This window comes from Microcystis sp. M144S2 (genome assembly GCF_020246065.1).
In the GTDB taxonomy this organism is placed as follows: Bacteria; Cyanobacteriota; Cyanobacteriia; order Cyanobacteriales; family Microcystaceae; genus Microcystis; species Microcystis ichthyoblabe_A.
Window position 1 is genome coordinate 1 of record NZ_JADBTR010000158.1, and the last position, 20,155, is coordinate 20,155.

The window sequence follows — 20,155 nt, forward strand, 5'->3', positions numbered from 1 at the left end:
CAAGAAAAATTTATTCCTAATCCTTTTGAGAAGGATGAAGTGATCCCCCCAACCCCCCTTAATAAGGGGGGCAATGAGCCGTCAAAATTATATAAAACGGGAGACTTGGCCCGTTATTTACCCGATGGTAATATTGAATATGTAGGACGGATTGACAATCAAGTAAAACTTCGCGGCTTCCGTATTGAATTGGGAGAAATTGAGGCTGTACTTAGTCAAAATCAGGCGGTACAGTCTTCTTGTGTGATTGTTCGTGAAGATAATCCCGGGGAAAAACAGTTAGTTGCCTATATTGTGCCTAAGCTAGGAGTAAAGCTAACAAGTGGCGATTTGCGTCAATTTCTTAGCGATAAATTGCCCGGTTATATGGTTCCTGGTGCTTTTGTGCTGCTGGAGTTTTTCCCTTTAACAGCTAACGGAAAAATTGATCGCCGTGCGTTAAAAGCTCCCAGTAATACCAGTGATTCAGACAGATTTATTGAAGCGCGTAATCAGTTAGAATTAAACCTCGTGCAAATCTGGTCAAAAGTGCTAAAGATTGACAAAATTAGCGTGCATGATAACTTTTTTGATCTCGGTGGTCATTCCCTTTTAGCTCCTTATTTAATCACCCAAATTCAAGAACAGTTAGGCAAAGAAATTGCCGTAACTACACTATTTCAAAACCCAACTATTGAACAGTTAGCGACTATTATCGAAACCGATGCAGATTCCTCTAACCAGTCTTGTTTGGTTCCCATTCAACCCCAGGGTTCAAAGCCTCCTTTCTTCTGTGTTCCAGGCGCCGGGGGACGACCATTTTATTTTTACCATTTAGGACGTTGTTTAGGAAAAGATCAACCTTTCTACAGTTTTGAAAATGATCTCTATCAACAGTTTGGAGAAATCACTCGCATTGAGGATATAGCCAGTATTTATCTTAAAGCCATGCAGGATTTACAACCCCAAGGACCCTACTTTTTGGGAGGACATTCCTACGGTGGTAATGTGGCTTTTGAAATGGCTCAACAGTTGGTTAATCAGGGTCAACAAGTGGCATTACTAGCAATCATTGATTCTTCAGCACCCACTTATAAAGACAAACAAATTTTGCTTGATTATATTAATTGGGATCATGCGCGGTGGTTAGCTGAAGTCAGCAAAGGTATCGAAGTTTATTTAGATAAAACCATCGATATTTCCTATGAAACTCTTCAACTCTTAACAGTGGAGGAACAATTAAGATACGCCTTAAACTTTTTTAAACTGGCTAATATGCTTCCTCCCAATGCGGAAACTAGACAGCTTGAAAAAATTGTCCAAGCCTATAAAACTAGCTGTTTATGTCTGATTGATTATCTCCCTAAACAGATTTATCCTGGTAAAATTACGATTATACGGGCCAGTGAGGAATTATCTGATGATCCAAATAAAGATTTAATAGCTGGAGATTGCGAGGATTCCTCTTTAGGCTGGAGTGAATTTTCTACAGAGCCAGTTGAGATTCATTTCGTACTAGGAAATCATGTCTCGATTATGGTGGAACCCCATGTCCAGATTTTAGCCGAAGAGTTAAAAGTTTGCCTTGATATTTGATACCAAACCCGTTTTTAAGACTATGGTTAACTCCCAATCCAACTTGAAAAACCCAGTTATCAATTGTTTCTCCCCAATCTCCTCTATCTTTTAAACAGGATTTAATCTAAGAACTGACGATTTTCTACAAGTTGTGTGAACGGTAAGACTAATGTAGAATGCTGCAAGGCATCTGATTGCTAGACAGCCGATTTGTATTCTTTTGCCTTACCATGGATTTTATATGAATGAAATCCCGACCAACCAATCCAACTTAGTGATTTTAGGAGTCTCATCAATGACGGAAACTACTGAAACGGCCATTCCCCATGATTTTCTCGGAATTAATCCCACAGACATCAACAAAAAACTTGTCTCCTGGGGAATTTCTCTGGATGAAGTTGTTCAAAAACTTGCATCTCTTGGACTCCCCGGCATTATTTTCATTATTGCTGTTGCCGCATCCGGTGGTACTGCCTATCCTGCGATTTACGCACTTTTTGGGTTAGGCGGTCCGCTGGGACTAATTGGTGGACTTGGGGTCTTAGGCCTTTCTACCATTATTGGTGACATTGTGACGGGTTATGGCATTGAGGCACTGCTTAAAACGGTCTATCTCAAACGTCGTGAAACAGAAACTCAAGAATATCTCATCAATGAGGTGGAAGGTTTGCCAATTTCTCAAGTTCTAAAACTTAACCTGAAAAAGGCTATTGAAGTAGAAATTGCTGCCGAAGAACCCATTGCTCCCAAAGAAGTCGAAATTGCTGAAGAGTAGTTTTAACTTGACTAAGCACTGCTGCCTCCACCAGCCAATTGACTTGTTTAGCAAACCCTAAATACAACAAAAAACCGCCATAAATCTTACTCCTGCTTGACTTATGGCGGCAGTTTATTTCTGTCTGAATTACTGAAAGCAATTTTTAAATTAATTAACTATCTTCCCAGTCAGAAGGCCATTTCCAAGTCCAAACGGGAGCGGGTTCAGAATCGGGGGGGGAATCGGGAGTCGGAGCCTCGTCTTGGTCCGCAGATAAAAAACGAGCAAAGAAGGGGATTGCTTTACTTTGTTCGCTATTAGGATAATTCATGGTCATTCCTAGTTTTGAGTGGCAGCTTTTTCAAGCTAGCTGCGATTACCTTGCGATAGTAACATATATTGCCGTCTTACTCAAGTCAAATACTTGGTGAACTACCTACACTTTTCTTGCGGGTAAGTGTAGGTTTCCTAGCCAACAGATAGCGGAATCGTGGATTTCTTGCGTCCTCTCCTACCCTATCCGATTTCCAGTTGGCTATCGTTATTATCGATCTGACTGTCTAACAGTATTTGCGTAGGTTTCCATTTCCCATCCATTGTTTGACAAGTACACACCAACCATAGGGATTGCTCTCCATCCCCGAACTCAAGGTAACAATCTTGGCAGGTTTCTTGGAAGTTTTGATCCCCGAACTGCAATTCCCCATCTATATTACCGATATGGTCACTAAGCGTCAGTTCGGTGGGGAGCCATTCTCCATCGCGAGCTTGGCACTCAGCACTCAGGATTGTGCTGTTAGGGTCGTAGTTGATACGGCTACAAGTGTGCGAAAAATTAGATATGACAACTCTGTGTTTTTAAAAACAGTATGATTCAGCATAGTGCCTTAACAGCCGACATTCCGCACATCTTCATATACTTTTATAGCGGTGTGCAGTCGTATGAGGTACAGTGTCACGAGCTATAAACCATGCTAGGCAAAGCTTGGTTTGTATCTCACTCAAGTGCTTACCGCTATATATATTTTTACATTTCCCAAGATGTTTTGACGAAAAACCTTCATTGTAGAAACTACTATTGAGAAAAATTTCAATAATTGATTTTTTCTGAGAAAAAAATTTGCAATTCTTCACCTTGATAAAAATCCATGATTGTAGCTATAATCTTTACTGGCAAAGGATTGTAAGCAATATATTAGTAAAAATTATCAATTGAATGTTAAGAAGTGCGGAAAGTGCGTTCTACTAAGCCCAATCGTGTTAGACTAATGTAGTTTTTGCCGAAAGAGTTAAGTGAGTTTAACAATGGATAAAAATGAATGGATTAGTAGATTCGATGATTTAATTTGTAGTCCTTCGATTCGAGAGTTTTATGGTGAAAGAGAGTTTTTTAATGTCGGTTATTGGCTCTCCCATACTCAAGATCAACAGGAAGCATCCTCTACTCTGATGGAGAAACTTTTAGAATTTATTCCCAACAAACAGGGAACAATTCTTGATGTTGGCTGTGGTTTAGGAGCAACTACTCATTATCTTCTCAAATATTACCCATTGACAGCAATTGTGGGGATTAACATTTCTCCGACACAAATTGCCAGAAGTCTCTTGAATTTTCCCGAGGGTAAATTTCTGTTAATGGATGCGGTAGAGATGGATTTTGCTGATCATTCTTTTGAGCAAATTATTTGTGTAGAAGCGGCTTTTTATTTTAATACTAGACAGCAATTCTTCCAAGAAGCTTGGCGAGTATTAAAGCCGGGGGGAACCTTAATTCTCTCAGATCTGAGTTTTGCCACAACAGAACTTTTGGGGGATTGGACAGTTCCCCAAGCAAACACGGTCAAAGATATTGCAGAGTATCAAAATCTTTATCAACAGGCAGGGTTTAAAGATGTTCAATTTGTCGAGGTGACGGAGGAGTGCTGGTTCAGACATTTTCGCCATCTTAAGTCTTGGTTAACCGAGGAATTTCAATCAGGAAAATTAGACGAAGAAACCTATAATTTAAACATTAAGGCTCTGGATAATTTGCTAAGTTCCTCGGCCATAACTTATTGGTTAGTTGCTGCCCAAAAGCCAGTCAATATACTGTAATAGTTGTCAGTTTTTCTTGAATTTTTGGAGACAAAAAAATGTTTGATTCCTTATCGGGTAAAAAAGTCGTTATTATTGGTGCAAGCTCCGGGATTGACCTAGCGATTGCCGAAAAATTGCTCTCCCTGGGGGCAAAAGTGGTGCTTTCCCATGCTTCTCAAGAGAAATTAGCTGCCGCTGTTGCCCTAATTTCCGGGGAGATTGAAGCCAAAACTGTTAATTTTTTAGAAGAAGATTCTGTTAATGCCTTTTTTGCAGAAATTGGCAACTTTGACCATTTAGTAGTCACCTCTCTCGGAGACAGAAATATGCCGCGAGCCTTATTAACCGAAATGACCACAGAAACGGCCCGGGGAGGTATGGAGAAATTCTGGGCAACCTTTTTAGCCGTGCGTGGCTCCCTGAAAACTTTGGCCAAGGACGGTTCTATTACCCTGACATCCAGCGTTACTATGTTCAAATATTCCAAAATGGGCGGAATTTCCGTCATAGCCGCCGCTAATAGTGCCGTAGCCGTATTTGGACGCGCCCTCGCCCTAGAAATCGCTCCTATTCGCGTTAACGTTGTTGCCCCCGGATTAATAGAAGATACAACTATCTGGAGCAGTCAAGGTGATTCAGAACGCTCGGACTTAAGCAAATGGGCGGTTTCTGCCCTACCTGTCGAACATTTAGGGCAACCCGAAGAAGTCGCTCTAGCAGTATTGAGTTTGATTATCAACCCCTATATGACAGGTGTGGTTTTACCTGTGGACGGTGGAGTTACTCTTTAAAAGAAATGGTGAAAAAAGACCGAGAAATCCTCGAGAACAAAAAATCTGGTGTCAGAGCAGAAGAGCGAAAATAACAAAGTGAGCAGAAAAATGCAGGAAAATTAATAAGTACCCTATCCCTTATAGGGATCTTTCTTAACAATTTTGTCAGTAAGCATTCTAACCCTTATCCTGACTTGATTTCAGTTTTTTCTTTGTCAGTAAGGGTGTCAACAAGGAATATTATAGATTGTTAACCGAGTCTTGAAAGCCCTGTGCTACAAAGGGTTAAAATGTTAAGAAAGATGTGACTAATGGATAGGACCGTATTCATAGTGATAGAGAGAGAAACGGTATATTAGAGAGATAATTTTTAATTTTTTCACTACTACCGAATCACCACCTTAAAATAATTAAGTAGGTAGGTGTTAAAAGTTGTCAGACACCCCCCTTATCAAGGGGGGCAGGGGGGATCCCCCCGCCTATCGGCACCCCCCTTATCAAGCTGTCCTTTAGTCACATCTTTCTTAACATTTCAAACCTTTGTGGCACAAGGCTTTCAAGACTCGGTTAACAATCTATAATATTCCTTGTTGACACCCTTACTGACAAAGAAAAAACTGAAATCAAGTCAGGATAAGGGTTGGAGTGCTTACTGCAAAAATTGTTAAGAAAGATCCCTATAAGGGATAGCCTTATCAAGGGGGGCAGGGGGGATCAGAGGCAAAATCTATCTTCAATTTAATTATAACTACTTACTTAACAGAAGTTATTCATAATAAGTGGCTCTCTTGGCTCTTCTGGTTTCTCTGTGGAAACGAGGTCTATACTGATAGTTTCTTCGGCAAAATAGCCATAAAAGTCTTGCCCGATAAGCATTTCACAATTCCATAAGCAAAAATTATCACACAAAGTCGAGAAGAGCCAATGAGTCCACATCCGTATAACTTTGCTGCCTAGGTTTTGAGCGGTCGATCGAAGGATCAATATCTTTAACCAAAAAGTAAATTATGGAGGATTTCTAAACGCCGGTCATCTTCACGAACAATAGCACCATAATAATTTTTCTTATTCTCTAGCCAGAGTAATTCAAACTCGATCGCTTTTGGCAAAGCTAAACTGAAATTATCCAAAGCTTGGGGACAATCAAAGATAACTTTGCGCGTCTCGAAGCGGTCAAAATGTCCTTGGCAGAACATTTTGAAAAACGTTAAAGAATCTAGTGACACTCCACCCCCAATGGCAACAGTCAAACCGGCAGCCTTAGCTTTTTTTGCCAAAGGTAAAGCCAGATCCAAAACTTGCTTGCTATTCACATCCTGACGGGTTAATCCCAAAGAACAGGCTAAATCCATCCGTCCGATGACGATACCATGGAGAGATTTTATCTCTGGAATCGCCAACATTTCCTGAAAATTCTCACAGGCAGTAATCGTTTCGATATTAACCAATAACTCCACATCTTCCACCCCTTGGTCAGCTAAAACCCTCCTAGCTGCCCGCAGATATTTTTGTAAAGCGTAGGCTGTTTCTACCATGGGAGCAATCAAGCGATCAACTCCTAAATTAACCGCATCAAAGATATCTCTGATCGCTTCGCAACCAGCAATTTTCAGATTAAAATCTACCCCCGCTTTCAGACTAATTTCTTTCAAGCGCATCGCTTCCGTCAGTCGGGTTCCTTCTGTCTCGAATTCCGCTTTTACCCCTGAAACATGGTGATCTTCCCTGAGTTCTCTTAACAGTTCCACCATTTTTTTTTCTAAGGAATTCATGATTTTAATCGTTCAAAATCGGTAACTGCTAGATGAGCCTTGTTGATTATAGCCGATCTGCGAAAAGCCGATAGCTGAGGACTAGAAGACCATAAAAATACCCTAAACAAGAGGACAAAAGCGACAAAATACTGGCATAATAAGCAAGGCCGTCTGATTTTTTTCTGGCCACATCCTTTCTATACTACATTCGTAATATAAGTAATTCTCTAGTTAGACTATGCGAACTCACTACTGTGGCGACCTTAGCGCGATCGAAATTGAAAAAAGTGTCACCCTCTTCGGTTGGGTCGATCGCCGTCGCGATCACGGTGGCGTTATTTTTATTGATCTGCGGGATCGCAGTGGTATTGTCCAGATCGTCAGCGATCCCCAACGAACCCCCGCTTCCTACCCCATCGCTGAAACCGTCAGAAACGAGTATGTCCTCAAGGTGACGGGAACAGTCAGTCAAAGGCCTACCGAATCCCTTAACCCGCGCATTGCCACCGGAGAAATCGAAATTTACGCCACTAGCATCGAGATTCTCAACGGGGTTACTAAACAACTGCCTTTTGTCGTCTCCAGTTCCGAAAGTGAATCAGTCCGGGAAGATGTGCGCTTGCGATACCGCTATCTAGACCTACGCCGGGAGCGTATGAGTCAGAATTTACAACTACGTCACCAAGTTGTCAAAGAAATGCGCCGTTTTCTCGAAGATGAACAGCATTTTATCGAAGTGGAAACACCAATTTTAACTCGATCGACTCCCGAAGGGGCGCGGGATTATCTGGTTCCTTCCCGTGTCAACCCTGGCCAATGGTACGCTTTACCCCAATCACCGCAACTATTTAAGCAATTATTAATGGTGTCGGGAATGGATCGCTACTATCAAATCGCCCGCTGTTTCCGCGATGAAGATCTGCGCGCTGATCGTCAACCGGAATTTACTCAGTTGGATATGGAGATGAGTTTTCTCTCCTTACCTGAGATTTTAGCCCTAAATGAGGCTTTAATCGCTCATATCTTCAAAAAAGTCAAAAATATCGATATAAGCCTGCCCCTGCCCCGTTTAACCTATGCTGAGGCTATGGATCGCTATGGGGTTGATCGCCCCGATACCCGTTTTGGCTTGGAATTGGTCAATGTGGCGGAGATTTTTGCCGATTCGGGATTTAAGGTGTTTTCAGGTGCGATCGCCAGTGGGGGGACGGTGAAAGTTTTACCGATTCCCAACGGTAACGAGGCGATTTCTAACGTCAGAATCAAACCGGGTGGGGATTTATTCAAAGAAGCCACCGATGCGGGTGCGAAGGGAATCGCCTACATCCGCGTGCGCGAAGATTACGATTTTGATACCATTGGTGCGATTAAAGATAACCTAACAGAGGCACAAAAACAGGCTTTAATCGAGAAGACTGGCGCAAAACCGGGGCATCTGCTCTTATTTGGGGCGGGAGATACCGATACAGTCAATAAATCCCTATCCCGCCTACGCTTAGTTTTAGGGGAACAATTGGGATTAATTGATCCTGAGAAAATCAACCTCCTCTGGGTGACGGATTTCCCGATGTTTGAATACAACGCCGAGGAAAAACGCCTAGAAGCATTGCATCACCCTTTTACTGCCCCTAATCCCGAAGATTTAGACGATCTAGCCCACGCTCGCGCCCTAGCCTACGATATGATTTTTAATGGTATTGAAATCGGTGGCGGCAGTTTGCGGATTTATCAACGGGAAGTACAGGAAAAAGTCTTCGCTACCATCGGTCTATCCCCAGAGGAAGCCTATAATAAATTCGGCTTTTTGTTAGAAGCTTTTGAATACGGAACCCCTCCCCACGGTGGCATCGCCTACGGTTTAGATCGCTTGGTGATGTTGTTAGCAGGAGAAGAATCGATTCGCGATGTGATTGCTTTCCCGAAAACCCAGCAAGCTAGTTGTTTACTCACTTCTGCACCTTCAACAGTGGCAGCGAAGCAATTAAAGGAATTATCCGTTGCTTCTACCTACAAACCGCCATCCTAAGATTAGGGTGGGCAATGCCCACCTAATTTTTAAAAGTCTGTTGACACCATGCTCTTAAATTCTTTTCTGCTACAAAGTCCTCCCAGCACCGCACACCACCCGAAAACCACGATCATTGCTGAAGCTGCCGCGGCGGTAGTTGTCGACGCGGTAAGCGGAACGGCAGGCATGGGGATAGGCGTACCAAGAACCGCCCCGCAGAGGAGAACGATTATCATCCCCATTTTCTATCCAGACACTGCCATCCGTCGGCGCACCGTCATAGTTATCGTGCCAAGTATCGGCGCACCACTCCCAGACATTGCCGTGCATATCGTACAGTCCAAAGGCGTTGGGAGGAAATTGTCCCACGGCAGTCGTTTCTTTTCGATATTCTCCCTTCACTTCCTCGGCGTAGGTTTCGCTGGACCTGTAGTTGGCCAATTCCCCGGTAATGGTTTCCCCAAAGTAAAACGGGGTGGTGGTTCCAGCACGACAAGCGTACTCCCATTCTGCTTCACTGGGTAGTCGGTATTCCCGAACCGTTAGTTTCGATAATCTCGCACAGAACTCGATCGCATCGTACCAGTTGACTTGTTCCACGGGACGGCGATCGCTATCGGAACGGTCTTTAAAACAGGCTGGGTTGAAATCAAGGTCTTGTTTAACCTTTAAATCCGTGCGAGAGGCGATCGCTTTCCACTGGGCCTGGGTGATGGGGTATTTACCCATAAAGAAGGGTGGGACAGTTACTTCATGTTGTGGTCTTTCCCTTCTAAATCCTTCCCAATTAAATTTTTTAACCAGTCTTTCGATTTCCTCGTCTTCCGTTCCCATCGTGAATGTACCCCCCGGGATGGCAACCATTTCTAGGGTGATGCCGTTGCCCAAATCTTCGCTGAAATATTGGGACTGCTTCGACTCTTTTTTGATTTGCTCACCCTTCGCATTTACTCCCACGATCTCAAAGTTAAATACTGATAACGGTGGAGTGACGATTACGGGTTTTTTTGGTTCTTCTGGTTCAGGATTGAACTGATGGGTAATTGCTCTTTCTAGTTGCTCAAATCCGTCTTCTTTCCAATAATCAAGCCGGTGAATATCTCGCAGCTTCAAGCCAACTTCTGCACTTCGCAGATCAGGAATTTCGCATTCTTCTAACCTCATAGGAATAAAAAAAATTGTCCCCGGTGGCATCTCTCCCAAGATATCAAGTGCAATCCTCAACTCCCGTTGGATGTATCCCTGCTTATTAGCCGATTTCCCTGACAGACAGGCGAGAAAAATCTGACTAGCTTCAATCGCTTTCGGAATTTCATCTCGCCCAATTTGACCCGGAATCAGGTCTTTTTCATCCAACCAAGGTTTATATCCCGCTTGCTTAAGGCGGTCATGCAGTGCCAAAACTGCTGGTTTGTCCTCACTAGCGTGAGCTAGGAAAATTTGGATCTCTGACTTTTTCATAACTTTTTCTTATGACCACAAGTAGGGGAGAGCCAGATTAACTGGCAGAAAATCTCTAAATAGGGCTTGCTGAAAAAGTACGGGCGAAGCATTCGGATAGAAAATCTCCAGTTTCACCGATAGGTTATTGCCCGAATGCTTCGCCCCTACAGGACGCGGGCCGATGAAGACGCAAGGTTTTGAAGGACGATTCTCTCAAAATCTGGCACCTGTGGGAGCGAGAAAAGCCACAAAAACCTTACCTTGCCTACATTTCACATTTATTCAGCCAACCCTAAATAAACCATTTAATTGATTATTACTCATTCTTAATTCTCCTGTCTCCTAACGACCGGCTCCTAACCCCACCAACAAACTTTTTCAGCAAACCCTAGTTAATTATTTTTAGCTAGTTGACTAACAACCCATGCTCTTAAATTCTTTTCTGCTTTAACTTCATCCTCTTGAGCAGTGGCTAAAAATTCATAGAGTTTAGTTTTCGGAACTAGGGGAAAAGTGGGACTAAATTCTTCTTCCTGATAAACCCCCTTTTCTAACCGATAAATGCGCCAGATTTCTCCATTAAAACGCCATAATTCCGGCACTCCCAAACGGGCATAAAGTTCTAATTTATTAATATCCGTGTGGGTTATATCCACTTCCACCACTAAATCTGGGGGCGGATCTTCAGTTAAATTAATTCTTTTTCCTAGCACTTTAGCTTGATTTTGAATATAGTAGGCATTGTCAGGTTCTGCTCCTCGTTCTAAATCTTCCCTAGCTAGAGTTGTGGAACCCATACTTTTAATTTTTAAACCCAATTCTACCACCAAAATCCGAATAAATAATCCGATTAATTCTCGATAAAACTCGTGTTCTTCTAGGGGCATAGTAATCTCTAAAGTACCACGATCATAAAATAAATGGGCGCGATTATTTTCCCCTACGGCCTGTAAAATTTGCTGATAGGATAACCAACTGAGATGATTAAAAACTACCCGTTTTTCGCCCCTAATTTGCTCAGTATTTAACTCCAGAGGAACTGTCACCATAATTACCTCAACTTTCAGCTAGTTGACTAACAACCCATGCTCTTAAATTCTTTTCTGCCCTGACTTCATCCTCTTTAGCAGTGGCTAAAAATTCATAGAGTTTAGTTTTGGGAACTAGGGGAAAAGTCGGACTAAATTCTCCTTCCTGATAAACCCCCTTTTCTAACCGATAAATGCGCCAGATTTCTCCATTAAAACGCCATAATTCCGGCACTCCCAAACGGGCATAAAGTGCTAATTTATTAATATCCGTGTGGGTTATATCCACTTCCACCACTAAATCTGGGGGCGGATCTTCAGTTAAATTAATTCTTTTTCCTAGCACTTTAGCTTGATTTTGAATATAGTAAGCATTGTCAGGTTCTGCCCCTCGTTCTAAATCTTCCCTAGCTAGAGTTGTAGAACCCATACTTTTAATTTTTAAACCCAATTCGGACACCAAAAAATAGATAAAACGTCCGATTAACTCTCGATAAAACTCGTGTTCTTCTAGGGGCATAGTAATCTCTAAAGTGCCACGATCATAAAATAAATGGGCGCGATTATTTTCCCCTAGGGCCTGTAAAATTTGCCGATAGGATAACCAACTGAGATGATTAAAAACTACCCGTTTTTCACCCCTAATTTGCTCAGTATTTAACTCCAGAGGAACTGTCACCATAACTGCCCCGAAAAGCGAAATTTATGCCCAAAAAAGGGGGTTGATTCACCCCCTTATTATCTTATTAAACCAGTGCCGGAACCTGGGGCCAACGCCCAATCGTCTTACCGATGACCGCTAACTCCTGAGTTAATCGATCGAACCGGTCGGGAGTCAAGGATTGCGGCCCATCAGATAGGGCCTTGGCCGGGTTAGGATGTACCTCGATCATCAAGGAATCGGCCCCAGCTGCCAGGGAAGCCATGGCCATGGTCGGTACATATTCCCATTTACCCGTACCGTGGCTAGGATCGATCATGATCGGCAGGTGAGTTAAAGTTCTTAAAACGGGAATACAGGATAAATCTAGGGTATTACGAGTATATTTACTGTCAAAGGTGCGGATACCGCGTTCGCAGAGAATGACATTGCTATTTCCTGCCGCGAGGATATATTCTGCCGCCATCAACCAATCTTCAATAGTGGCCGCCATGCCGCGCTTGAGTAGGACTGGTTTCGGTTGCGCCCCAACTTTTTTCAAGAGGGAAAAATTCTGCATATTGCGGGCCCCCACTTGCACCACATCGGCTATTTCGACAATCTTATCGAGATCTGCCGCGTCCATTACTTCCGTGATAATACCCAAACCACTGGCATCTCTAGCCGCCGCTAGTAATTCCAAAGCGCTTTCCCCGTGACCTTGGAAAGCATAGGGAGAAGTGCGGGGTTTGTAGGCACCACCCCGGAGGAATTGCGCTCCGGCTGCTGCCACTCGTTTGGCAGTTTCCACGATCATCGCCTCATTTTCCACCGAACAGGGGCCGGCGACAATGCTAACGGTATGATTTCTGCCGATGGGGATAACACCGTTAGGAGTGGGGACTAAAACCTCGCTGTATTCCCCGTGACGGTATTCTAAAGAGGCGCGTTTGAAGGGTTGTTCGACTCGCAGGACGGTTTCGATCCAAGGGCTTAGTTCTTGGATTTGTAGGGGGTCTAATTCCCTGGTTTCTCCGACTAAACCGATGACAACTTTATGCTTACCGACGATTTTTTCAGGACTTAATCCCCATGCCTCGAATTCGGCACTGACGCGCTCGATTTCAATTTCCGGGGAACCAACTTTCATGACAATAATCATGGCATTAACCCTTTATTTTTTCCTTTAATCTCTATTGTTGACGATTTCTAGAGGTTATCTATTTTTCTTCCACTTCTTTTTTGCCGGACCGCCAAGCAGCGATCGTTCTGCCAAAATTAGCTTGAAATTCTTGCCATCCTAGCCAATCCCCCACCCGATCCTCATCCCAAGAAGCGGAGAAGATGCCATAACTCAGACCGATAAAACCTAGACCAAATAGGCTTAAACTGACGAGCATGGCGACGTAGGAAGGGATTTCGAGAAGATTGTGGCTAATAATCCAGTAGAAGCCAAAAAAGGAAGTTATCCCCAATACTGTCGGAATGCCACAAAATACCGCCATCCGTTTGGCCATCCGTTGACTGACCGCTTGCGGAATTGCCTTTAAGCTGGTTTCCTCGGAGCGATTTTTTATCGGCGGTGGCACGGGACTAGGGGCAATTTTCGGGGTTTTTCGCTTATTTTGGCGCGGCTCAAAGGGAAGACGCTCTTTTTTCTCCGTCGATTTCGATTCAGAGGCCATGGTAGGGATGCAAAGGGGGTAAGCTTAACGGCGAATTCCGAGACGACCAATCAGGGTTTGATAACGTTGTTGATCTTTCTTCTGGATATAGGTTAACAGTCCCCGACGACGACCGATCATCTGGAGTAATCCCCGACGGGAAGCATGGTCTTTCGGGTTAGCTTTCAGGTGTTCGGTCAGTTGGTTGATTCTCTCGGTTAAGAAAGCTACTTGTAACTCCGATGATCCTGTATCGGTTTCGTGGGCCTGATATTGGCTGATTAGTTCTTGTTTTTTGGTCTGGGTTAAGGCCATAGGACTCGTGATCTCTGCTTAAACACTGCAACCTATCATAGTATCACGTTTCTGGTCGATCCGTAAACATTGTTCGGGTAATAGGGTTTTGGGGTGATAGGGTTTTGGGGTGATAGGGTTTTGGGGTGATAGGGTGATAGGGTGAGATGAGACAGCTTCCCCACTTCCCCATCTACCCCACTTCATAATCCATAATTCCCACACCCCACACCCCACACCCCACACCCCACACCCCACACCCCACACCCCACACCCCACACCCCACACCCCACACCCCACACCCCACACCCCCACTTCCCCAATTCCCCAATTCCGCAAATCATGGCAAAATCTTAGACATAGCGTCTAACTTACCCTGAAGATTCCATGCTGTTAAAATCCACGACCCGTCATATTCGCATTTATACGGCTGAAGTAAAAAATAATCAATTAATCGAGAGTAACAATGTCTTGACTCTTGATGTGGATCCCGATAATGAATTTAATTGGGAAGAAGTGGCTCTCAATAAGGTTTATAGTAAGTTCGATGAATTGGTGGAATCCTACAATGGGGAAGAACTGAGCGAATATAATCTCCGTCGCATCGGTTCAGATCTAGAACATTTTATCCGTTCTCTCCTCCAAAAAGGCGAAATTAGCTATAATCTCAACGCCAGAGTACAGAACTATAGTATGGGTTTACCAAAATTAGGGTGAACGATCCCGCGTCAGTCCCCACCTGGACACCTAGGCAGGTGGGGAATTTGCATCGCAGCAATGAGGAATTTCACGAATTGGGGTGAGGGAACAATGGCTCTTCTAGGTTCTGTGTGATAAGTTTAACTTACATAGGATCGATCTTTGTGTCCTTTGTGTCTTTGTGGTTAGTTCCACCCCCGCGCTAGGGGGAATATATCTTAGAGTACATTTTACCCACCAAATCCAAGAGATAAGTGGTCGTGCAAAATTAATTTCCTAGTCGAGACGGTTGAGGGGAGATAGCTATCAGGGATCGAATTTGAGTTTTCAGTTCGCTGTTCACTGTTTACTGATCACTGAAAAGCTCCCCACTCCCCTTAGCTCCACCCAATCTGGGGAAATTAAACTTTTACCACGTTGCTAAAAGAGATTTTCAGGTAATCATCTTCCATTTTTGCTCCAGAAGGTTTCAGGGCTGCCAAAGCTTGGGGCAAGACTAAATTACGACGGTGATTGCCAATGCGAATATTTAACTCGTCTCCAGTTTTATTTAGTTGTATCTGTTCCTTTGGTATGCCGGGTAAATATAACTCCAGACTGTAGTTATTTTCCTGTTGAACTACCCGAATGGTGTTTTCGTGGTAATAAACCTTAGTCGGATCTTCCCCGGCAAAAAGAGTTTCTTTCAGTCTTTCTAAAGCGGGTAAACCACACATTTCTTCGGAGTAGAGAGGAACCTCCTTAACCGGTAAGGGATGAAAATTATCGTAAATTTCCTGTTTATAACCCTGTTGATTTTCTTTCCAACGAGCAAAGAAAGGATCGGTTACTTTGTCGGGAATAATCCGATTAGCAATAATTAAATCGGTAGAAACATTATAGAGACTTAGATAGGCATGGGCGCGTAAAGACTCCTTAATCACCATTTTTTCGGGGTTTGTCACCAAACGGACCGAGGTTTGAGTATTATCGGTCAAAACCTTTTCTAGGGCCTCAATCTGCTCATAAAACTCGTAGGGAGCGTCCATAACTTCCTTGTCCGGCAGGGAAAAACCGGCGATCGGTCGAAAAAAAGGTTCCACCAGTGGTCGCAATGCCACCGACATTCCCTGTAAAGGTTTGTAAAATCTTCTCATGTACCAACCGCCCACCTCTGGCAAACTCAACAATCGTAAAGCTGTCCCCGTGGGTGCGGAATCGATAATCAACACATCATAAGTACCCTCATCGTAATGGCGTTTCATACGAACTAAGCCGAAAATCTCATCCATTCCGGGTAAAATCGCTAATTCTTCCGCTTGCACTCCATCTAAACCCCTAGCTTGCAATACCTGAGTAATGTAACGTTTTACTGCGCCCCAGTTGCCTTCCAATTCCATTAGTGCGTCTAATTCTGCCCCCCAGAGATGGGGGCTTACCAAACGAGGATCGTGACCTAATTCGAGATCGAAACTGTCAGCGAGAGAGTGAGCGGGATCGGTGCTGAGAACTAGGGTTTTATAGCCAAGTTCGGCGCAGCGGAGTCCTGTAGCGGCGGCGACGGAGGTTTTACCCACGCCTCCCTTACCGGTCATGAGAATTACACGCATGGGGGCTGATTTAAGAAAGTTTACATTACTTATTCTTATTATGACGGGAAAGTTAACAAATTGAGGACAAGAATCAGCATTCTTGGCTATAAAATTCCACTCCTTGACCATCACCCCGGGGAATTAAGCTCTGTTCAAAAAATTGCTGACAGCGATTTTCGGCATCAGCGACGAGAACTTTGGCAAAATGACCGTTTTCGAGAACTTCTTGCCTCGGACGTTGTTCGTAAGCATAGATAATCAAAATATCTCCGGGTTGACAGAGCAGAGCCGCACCACCGTTGGGGCAAATTTCCCCGGTTTGGCCGGGAAAAACGTAGGTGGAAAAGCGCTTACCATTGCTAAGATTGACCACATCCACCTCTTCAAGGGGCAAAATACCGACCCGCTCAATCAATTCTCGATCGATAGTGATACTGCCGACATAATCGACGTTAGCCTCGCTGACGCGCACTCGATGGAGTTTGGCGTGCATTAATCGAATTGTTCCCATGTATTTTTTCCTATTTCCCCCAATTACCTCAATTATTATGCTCTCCCAGTGGGAATGTTTACTAAAAAATCTCGGTCAATGGCAAGGTTCTTTTACCCGTCTGTCTCCCCAAGGCGACTTGATCGAAGATACCCCGACTTTGGTATCTTTGCAAGGCATTAATAATAATCGATCGATTCGTCAATTAGTCCGCCGTTTCTACAGCGATCGAGTGCCGGAAGATTTAATTTTAGAGTATAGTTCTCTCCATCAGGGTATTCTATTTAGCCAGACGGGAGCTTTTTGTCAAGGTTCTCTATATTTTAGTAGTTTTTCCTCACAATTCGGAGCAGAATTTGGGTTAATCTCTGGGGAAAGACGATTAAGAATTGTACAGTTATTTAATGAGCGCTGTGAGTTCGATCGCTTGACTTTAATTCGGGAAAAGTTAGTTGATTCTCAGTCACCAGAAAGACCGATGTTAACGGTGGAGCAATTACTGGGTCAATGGCGAGGACAGGCGGTGACAACGGGACGCGATTTTTATAATTCTGCTGCCTATTCTACCCATGTATTGATCGAGCGTCAGGGGGATAATTATCTCTCGCAAACTTTGACTTTTGGCGATAATCAAATCACTTCTAGCGCTCGTATTGAGGGACAAAGATTGTTGTTTGAAAATAGTCCGCTGCCGATGCAAATCCTGCTGCTGCCGGATGGAGCTTCCTGTAATACACCTCTGAAAATTACTGCCGGTCATCGTTTTGTTTTAGAGGTAGGTTGGTTACTTTCTCCTACTCAAAGACAGCGCTTAATTCGTTCTTATAACGAGAAGGGAGAATGGACAGGTATTACTCTGGTGACGGAGGAAAAAGAAAACTATTAGACGACCGACTACTGGCTCCCTACTCCTCACCTAACGGAAGATTTTTGATTTTTGCAAGAGGTCTCATCAAGAGAGCCATCTTTTTTCTAACCATGACAGGACACTTTTAACATCTGCCACTTTTTCTCCTTCAGGTACGGGTGGACGTTGTACCATGACCACGGTTATTCCCAACTCTCTAGCGGCGATAATTTTGGCGTAGGTGGCATCACCGCCGCTATTTTTACTCACGATCGCCCCAATCTTATATTCTTGTAAAAGAGAGCGCTCTGACTGCAAAGAAAAAGGCCCCCGTTCCAACAATAATTTTCCAATCGGTACGATGGCATCCGCTGCCGGTGGGTCAATCATCCGCATCAAAAACCAGATATTGTTTAAATGTGCATAACTTGCCAGTTCTTGCCGACCAATAGTGAGAAATATCCGCGGCGCTAACCCGGGTAAAATATTCGCTGCCGCTTGATTGTTTTCTACTTCAATCCAATTATCTCCAGATACTTTTTCCCAAGCTGGACGACTTAAGATTAATCGAGGAATACCACAATCCGAGGCGGCTTGAGCGGCATTAAAGGAAATTTGCGCGGCAAAGGGATGGGTGGCATCAATTAAACAATCAATGCCTTCTTGCCGCAGATAATTGGCTAACCCAGTGGCACCACCAAACCCCCCCCGGCGAGAAGGAGTTGTGAGAGTAATCGGTTCTCTCGTGCGACCGGCAAAGGAAGCGATGGCATCTATACCCGGAATTGCCGCAATTTTAGCCGCTAATGCCGCCGCTTCCCCCGTTCCCCCTAAAATCAGCACTCTTTTATTTTTAGTCATCTAGCAATCGCCAAAAGGCTTCCACTGATGTTCAGCCAACCCTAATTAACTTAACAATATAATCCCTGAATCCACTGCCATTCTTGGGCTAATCCTTCGGCTAAAGAGACTTGGGGATTATAACCTAGAATAGTACGCGCTTTGGTGACATCGGCGGCGGTGTGACGGGCATCTCCCCGGGCCAATCCTTGATGCGATCGCTCGATCGGTTTACCGATGACTTTTTCCATGGTATCCAAGACATCCAGCAATACTACGCGACTGCCACCACCAATATTAAACACCTCACCCACCGCTTCCGGCACTACGGCAGCGGCTAAATTGGCGGCTACAGCATCGCTAATAAAGGTAAAATCGCGGGTTTGTTTTCCATCCCCGTAGATGCCGATCGGTTTACCCGCGATCGCCGCTTGAAAAAACTTATGGAAAGCCATATCGGGACGTTGCCGCGGTCCATAAACGGTGAAATAACGCAAGGCAGTGACAGGAACGTTAAAATTCTGGTGATATAGCCAACAGAGTCTTTCTGCCGCTAATTTGGTGATGCCGTAGGGTGAAACTGGTTGGGGACAAAGGGTTTCCGGAGTCGGCATCGTTTCCGCATTGCCATACACCGAGGAAGTGGAAGCAAAAACCATCCGTTGTAAAGAAGGGGTTTCCTTGGCGGCCTCAAGAATAATTTGAGTAGCATTTATATTCCTTTCGGTATATTGACGAAATCCATCACCCCAGCTTGCTCTGACTCCTGCTTGGGCTGCCTGATGGAATAATACTTCTACTCCTTGCAACAGTTGTCTCCAGTCGAGGGCTTGTATATCCGCTTCAATTAACTTAAATTCGGGATATTTTGCTAGAATATGGGCATTTTTGCGCTTTAAACTGGGGTCATAATAATCGTTAAATTGATCGATCCCGATCACCTGATCTCCTTGTTCTAAAAGCTTTTGTGCCAAGTTAGAACCTATAAAACCCGCGACACCAGTAACAATATGAGTAGCCATTTAATCCTAGTCGTTGATATTTTGTATCGATTGTAATCATTTTTGCGCTTTTTACCACAATTAATTTCCGCCGTCCGCTGTCAGCTTTTAGGGCTCAAAATCGATAGATTAGACCTCTTGCAAAAATCAAAAATCTTCCGTTAGGTGAGGAGTCACGAGCCAGTAGTCAGTAGTCAGGAGAATTAAGAATGAGCATTAATCAATTTAAATGCTCTATTCAGGTATTTTATGCAATTTTATGCCTATTCTTCTCATTTTTGAAGTATCAAAAATTAATTGTGCAAGAACTCTAATATTTACAGATAGTTCTAACAATCCAAAACCTGATCAGGATTTTCAGAATTTGAGTATTTCAGAAAATAATCCAAAATCCAAAATTATCAAATCATCGCCTAATTCAGCAACGCTTATCATAATTCTAACAACAAAAAAGCACCCCCTCGCGGGAGTGCCTTTTCGTTCAGACTAGGAATTAACCATTGATAGCAGGAGCGGTCAGAGCTACAGGAGCCTGTTCACCACTAGCTAAGTCTAAGGGGAAGTTGTGAGCATTACGCTCGTGCATTACTTCCATACCGATACCAGCGCGGTTCAGCACATCGGCCCAAGTACCGATTACACGACCTTGAGAATCGAGAATCGACTGGTTGAAGTTGAAACCGTTGAGGTTAAACGCCATGGTGCTAACACCC

The 20,155-nt window shown here is 43.8% G+C and carries 20 protein-coding genes and 1 pseudogene; 7 read left to right on the plus strand and 14 right to left on the minus strand.

The window, feature by feature from the left end:
- Positions 1–1,575, plus strand: a 1,575-nt coding sequence (locus IM462_RS18150) for a thioesterase domain-containing protein (protein ID WP_287700804.1), incomplete at its 5' end; no start/stop codon positions are given.
- A gap of 277 nt (positions 1,576–1,852) precedes the next feature.
- Positions 1,853–2,332, plus strand: a complete 480-nt coding sequence (locus tag IM462_RS18155; protein ID WP_287700806.1) for a hypothetical protein — start codon at positions 1,853–1,855, stop codon at positions 2,330–2,332.
- Positions 2,333–2,486: 154 nt separating this feature from the next.
- On the opposite strand, the gene IM462_RS18160 is transcribed toward IM462_RS18155, so the two are convergent.
- Entirely contained in the window at positions 2,487–2,645 is a 159-nt protein-coding gene (locus tag IM462_RS18160; RefSeq protein ID WP_002750786.1) for a microviridin/marinostatin family tricyclic proteinase inhibitor, read from the minus strand.
- Positions 2,646–2,830: 185 nt separating this feature from the next.
- A complete protein-coding gene (locus tag IM462_RS18165) occupies positions 2,831–3,157 on the minus strand; it encodes a mannose-binding lectin (protein ID WP_287700828.1) in 327 nt (108 codons plus the stop codon).
- 462 nt (positions 3,158–3,619) lie between these two features.
- Here IM462_RS18165 and IM462_RS18170 point away from each other — a divergent pair, with 462 nt between their 5' ends.
- Together IM462_RS18170 and IM462_RS18175 are read left to right on the plus strand one after the other, a co-directional pair.
- Positions 3,620–4,408 carry a class I SAM-dependent methyltransferase gene (locus IM462_RS18170; RefSeq protein ID WP_287700808.1) on the plus strand — a complete coding sequence of 263 codons (789 nt, stop codon included), beginning with the start codon at positions 3,620–3,622 and terminating at the stop codon, positions 4,406–4,408.
- Between the two features lie 38 nt (positions 4,409–4,446).
- Positions 4,447–5,181, plus strand: coding sequence for an SDR family oxidoreductase (locus tag IM462_RS18175; RefSeq protein ID WP_287700810.1), 735 nt, complete (start codon positions 4,447–4,449; stop codon positions 5,179–5,181).
- Positions 5,182–6,152: 971 nt separating this feature from the next.
- Here the strand turns inward: IM462_RS18175 and IM462_RS18180 are convergent.
- On the minus strand, positions 6,153–6,935 hold the full coding sequence (locus IM462_RS18180; protein ID WP_287700812.1) for an aldolase/citrate lyase family protein: 783 nt from the start codon (positions 6,933–6,935) through the stop codon (positions 6,153–6,155).
- 220 nt (positions 6,936–7,155) lie between these two features.
- On the opposite strand from IM462_RS18180, the gene aspS reads away from it, so the two are divergent.
- Positions 7,156–8,943 (plus strand): aspartate--tRNA ligase, encoded by a 1,788-nt coding sequence (aspS, locus tag IM462_RS18185; RefSeq protein WP_061431845.1) that lies wholly within the window; start codon positions 7,156–7,158, stop codon positions 8,941–8,943.
- Positions 8,944–9,012: 69 nt separating this feature from the next.
- On the opposite strand, the gene IM462_RS18190 is transcribed toward aspS, so the two are convergent.
- The 6 genes from IM462_RS18190 to rpsO form a co-directional block, all read right to left on the minus strand.
- Complete coding sequence (locus IM462_RS18190) at positions 9,013–10,386, minus strand: SUMF1/EgtB/PvdO family nonheme iron enzyme (protein WP_287700815.1); 1,374 nt, start codon at positions 10,384–10,386, stop codon at positions 9,013–9,015.
- A 374-nt stretch (positions 10,387–10,760) separates the two neighbouring features.
- Positions 10,761–11,417, minus strand: coding sequence for a Uma2 family endonuclease (locus tag IM462_RS18195; protein ID WP_287700817.1), 657 nt, complete (start codon positions 11,415–11,417; stop codon positions 10,761–10,763).
- A gap of 7 nt (positions 11,418–11,424) precedes the next feature.
- Positions 11,425–12,078, minus strand: a complete 654-nt coding sequence (locus tag IM462_RS18200) for a Uma2 family endonuclease (protein WP_287700819.1) — start codon at positions 12,076–12,078, stop codon at positions 11,425–11,427.
- Between the two features lie 64 nt (positions 12,079–12,142).
- Positions 12,143–13,198, minus strand: a complete 1,056-nt coding sequence (gene aroF / locus IM462_RS18205) for a 3-deoxy-7-phosphoheptulonate synthase (RefSeq protein ID WP_002750796.1) — start codon at positions 13,196–13,198, stop codon at positions 12,143–12,145.
- Between the two features lie 58 nt (positions 13,199–13,256).
- Positions 13,257–13,721 carry a PAM68 family protein gene (locus IM462_RS18210; protein WP_002738795.1) on the minus strand — a complete coding sequence of 155 codons (465 nt, stop codon included), beginning with the start codon at positions 13,719–13,721 and terminating at the stop codon, positions 13,257–13,259.
- A 24-nt stretch (positions 13,722–13,745) separates the two neighbouring features.
- The gene (gene rpsO, locus IM462_RS18215) at positions 13,746–14,015 is read right to left on the minus strand and encodes a 30S ribosomal protein S15 (protein ID WP_002738807.1); all 270 of its coding nucleotides are present in this window, start codon (positions 14,013–14,015) and stop codon (positions 13,746–13,748) included.
- Positions 14,016–14,381: 366 nt separating this feature from the next.
- Here rpsO and IM462_RS18220 point away from each other — a divergent pair, with 366 nt between their 5' ends.
- Positions 14,382–14,711: an NAD(P)H-quinone oxidoreductase subunit M gene (locus IM462_RS18220; protein WP_002738864.1), complete on the plus strand. Its 330-nt coding sequence runs from the start codon at positions 14,382–14,384 to the stop codon at positions 14,709–14,711.
- Between the two features lie 383 nt (positions 14,712–15,094).
- On the opposite strand, the gene IM462_RS18225 is transcribed toward IM462_RS18220, so the two are convergent.
- On the minus strand, positions 15,095–16,282 hold the full coding sequence (locus tag IM462_RS18225; protein WP_287700821.1) for a TRC40/GET3/ArsA family transport-energizing ATPase: 1,188 nt from the start codon (positions 16,280–16,282) through the stop codon (positions 15,095–15,097).
- Between the two features lie 73 nt (positions 16,283–16,355).
- Entirely contained in the window at positions 16,356–16,775 is a 420-nt protein-coding gene (gene panD / locus IM462_RS18230; protein WP_002758245.1) for an aspartate 1-decarboxylase, read from the minus strand.
- A 37-nt stretch (positions 16,776–16,812) separates the two neighbouring features.
- Between panD and IM462_RS18235 the strand changes: the two genes are divergently transcribed.
- Positions 16,813–17,640: a DUF3598 family protein gene (locus tag IM462_RS18235; protein WP_287700830.1), complete on the plus strand. Its 828-nt coding sequence runs from the start codon at positions 16,813–16,815 to the stop codon at positions 17,638–17,640.
- 66 nt (positions 17,641–17,706) lie between these two features.
- On the opposite strand, the gene IM462_RS18240 is transcribed toward IM462_RS18235, so the two are convergent.
- From IM462_RS18240 to IM462_RS18250, 3 genes and pseudogenes are all read right to left on the minus strand, one after another.
- Positions 17,707–18,462: a cobalt-precorrin-6A reductase gene (locus tag IM462_RS18240; protein WP_287700824.1), complete on the minus strand. Its 756-nt coding sequence runs from the start codon at positions 18,460–18,462 to the stop codon at positions 17,707–17,709.
- 50 nt (positions 18,463–18,512) lie between these two features.
- On the minus strand, positions 18,513–19,463 hold the full coding sequence (locus IM462_RS18245; protein WP_287700826.1) for an NAD-dependent epimerase/dehydratase family protein: 951 nt from the start codon (positions 19,461–19,463) through the stop codon (positions 18,513–18,515).
- Between the two features lie 472 nt (positions 19,464–19,935).
- Positions 19,936–20,155, minus strand: a pseudogene (locus IM462_RS18250) (hypothetical protein); the annotation flags it as partial.

What these genes read in the sequence shown, in the direction of transcription:
- IM462_RS18235 (WP_287700830.1), top strand. Translation starts at nt 16,813, where the DNA reads ATGCTCTCCCAGTGGGAATGTTTACTAAAAAATCTCGGTCAATGGCAA.
- IM462_RS18240 (WP_287700824.1), bottom strand. Translation starts at nt 18,462, where the DNA reads ATGACTAAAAATAAAAGAGTGCTGATTTTAGGGGGAACGGGGGAAGCG.
- IM462_RS18245 (WP_287700826.1), bottom strand. Translation starts at nt 19,463, where the DNA reads ATGGCTACTCATATTGTTACTGGTGTCGCGGGTTTTATAGGTTCTAAC.
- rpsO (WP_002738807.1), bottom strand. Translation starts at nt 14,015, where the DNA reads ATGGCCTTAACCCAGACCAAAAAACAAGAACTAATCAGCCAATATCAG.
- IM462_RS18200 (WP_287700819.1), bottom strand. Translation starts at nt 12,078, where the DNA reads ATGGTGACAGTTCCTCTGGAGTTAAATACTGAGCAAATTAGGGGTGAA.
- panD (WP_002758245.1), bottom strand. Translation starts at nt 16,775, where the DNA reads ATGGGAACAATTCGATTAATGCACGCCAAACTCCATCGAGTGCGCGTC.
- IM462_RS18225 (WP_287700821.1), bottom strand. Translation starts at nt 16,282, where the DNA reads ATGCGTGTAATTCTCATGACCGGTAAGGGAGGCGTGGGTAAAACCTCC.
- IM462_RS18220 (WP_002738864.1), top strand. Translation starts at nt 14,382, where the DNA reads ATGCTGTTAAAATCCACGACCCGTCATATTCGCATTTATACGGCTGAA.
- IM462_RS18170 (WP_287700808.1), top strand. Translation starts at nt 3,620, where the DNA reads ATGGATAAAAATGAATGGATTAGTAGATTCGATGATTTAATTTGTAGT.
- IM462_RS18160 (WP_002750786.1), bottom strand. Translation starts at nt 2,645, where the DNA reads ATGAATTATCCTAATAGCGAACAAAGTAAAGCAATCCCCTTCTTTGCT.
- IM462_RS18195 (WP_287700817.1), bottom strand. Translation starts at nt 11,417, where the DNA reads ATGGTGACAGTTCCTCTGGAGTTAAATACTGAGCAAATTAGGGGCGAA.
- IM462_RS18210 (WP_002738795.1), bottom strand. Translation starts at nt 13,721, where the DNA reads ATGGCCTCTGAATCGAAATCGACGGAGAAAAAAGAGCGTCTTCCCTTT.
- IM462_RS18180 (WP_287700812.1), bottom strand. Translation starts at nt 6,935, where the DNA reads ATGAATTCCTTAGAAAAAAAAATGGTGGAACTGTTAAGAGAACTCAGG.
- IM462_RS18155 (WP_287700806.1), top strand. Translation starts at nt 1,853, where the DNA reads ATGACGGAAACTACTGAAACGGCCATTCCCCATGATTTTCTCGGAATT.
- IM462_RS18175 (WP_287700810.1), top strand. Translation starts at nt 4,447, where the DNA reads ATGTTTGATTCCTTATCGGGTAAAAAAGTCGTTATTATTGGTGCAAGC.
- IM462_RS18190 (WP_287700815.1), bottom strand. Translation starts at nt 10,386, where the DNA reads ATGAAAAAGTCAGAGATCCAAATTTTCCTAGCTCACGCTAGTGAGGAC.
- aroF (WP_002750796.1), bottom strand. Translation starts at nt 13,198, where the DNA reads ATGATTATTGTCATGAAAGTTGGTTCCCCGGAAATTGAAATCGAGCGC.
- aspS (WP_061431845.1), top strand. Translation starts at nt 7,156, where the DNA reads ATGCGAACTCACTACTGTGGCGACCTTAGCGCGATCGAAATTGAAAAA.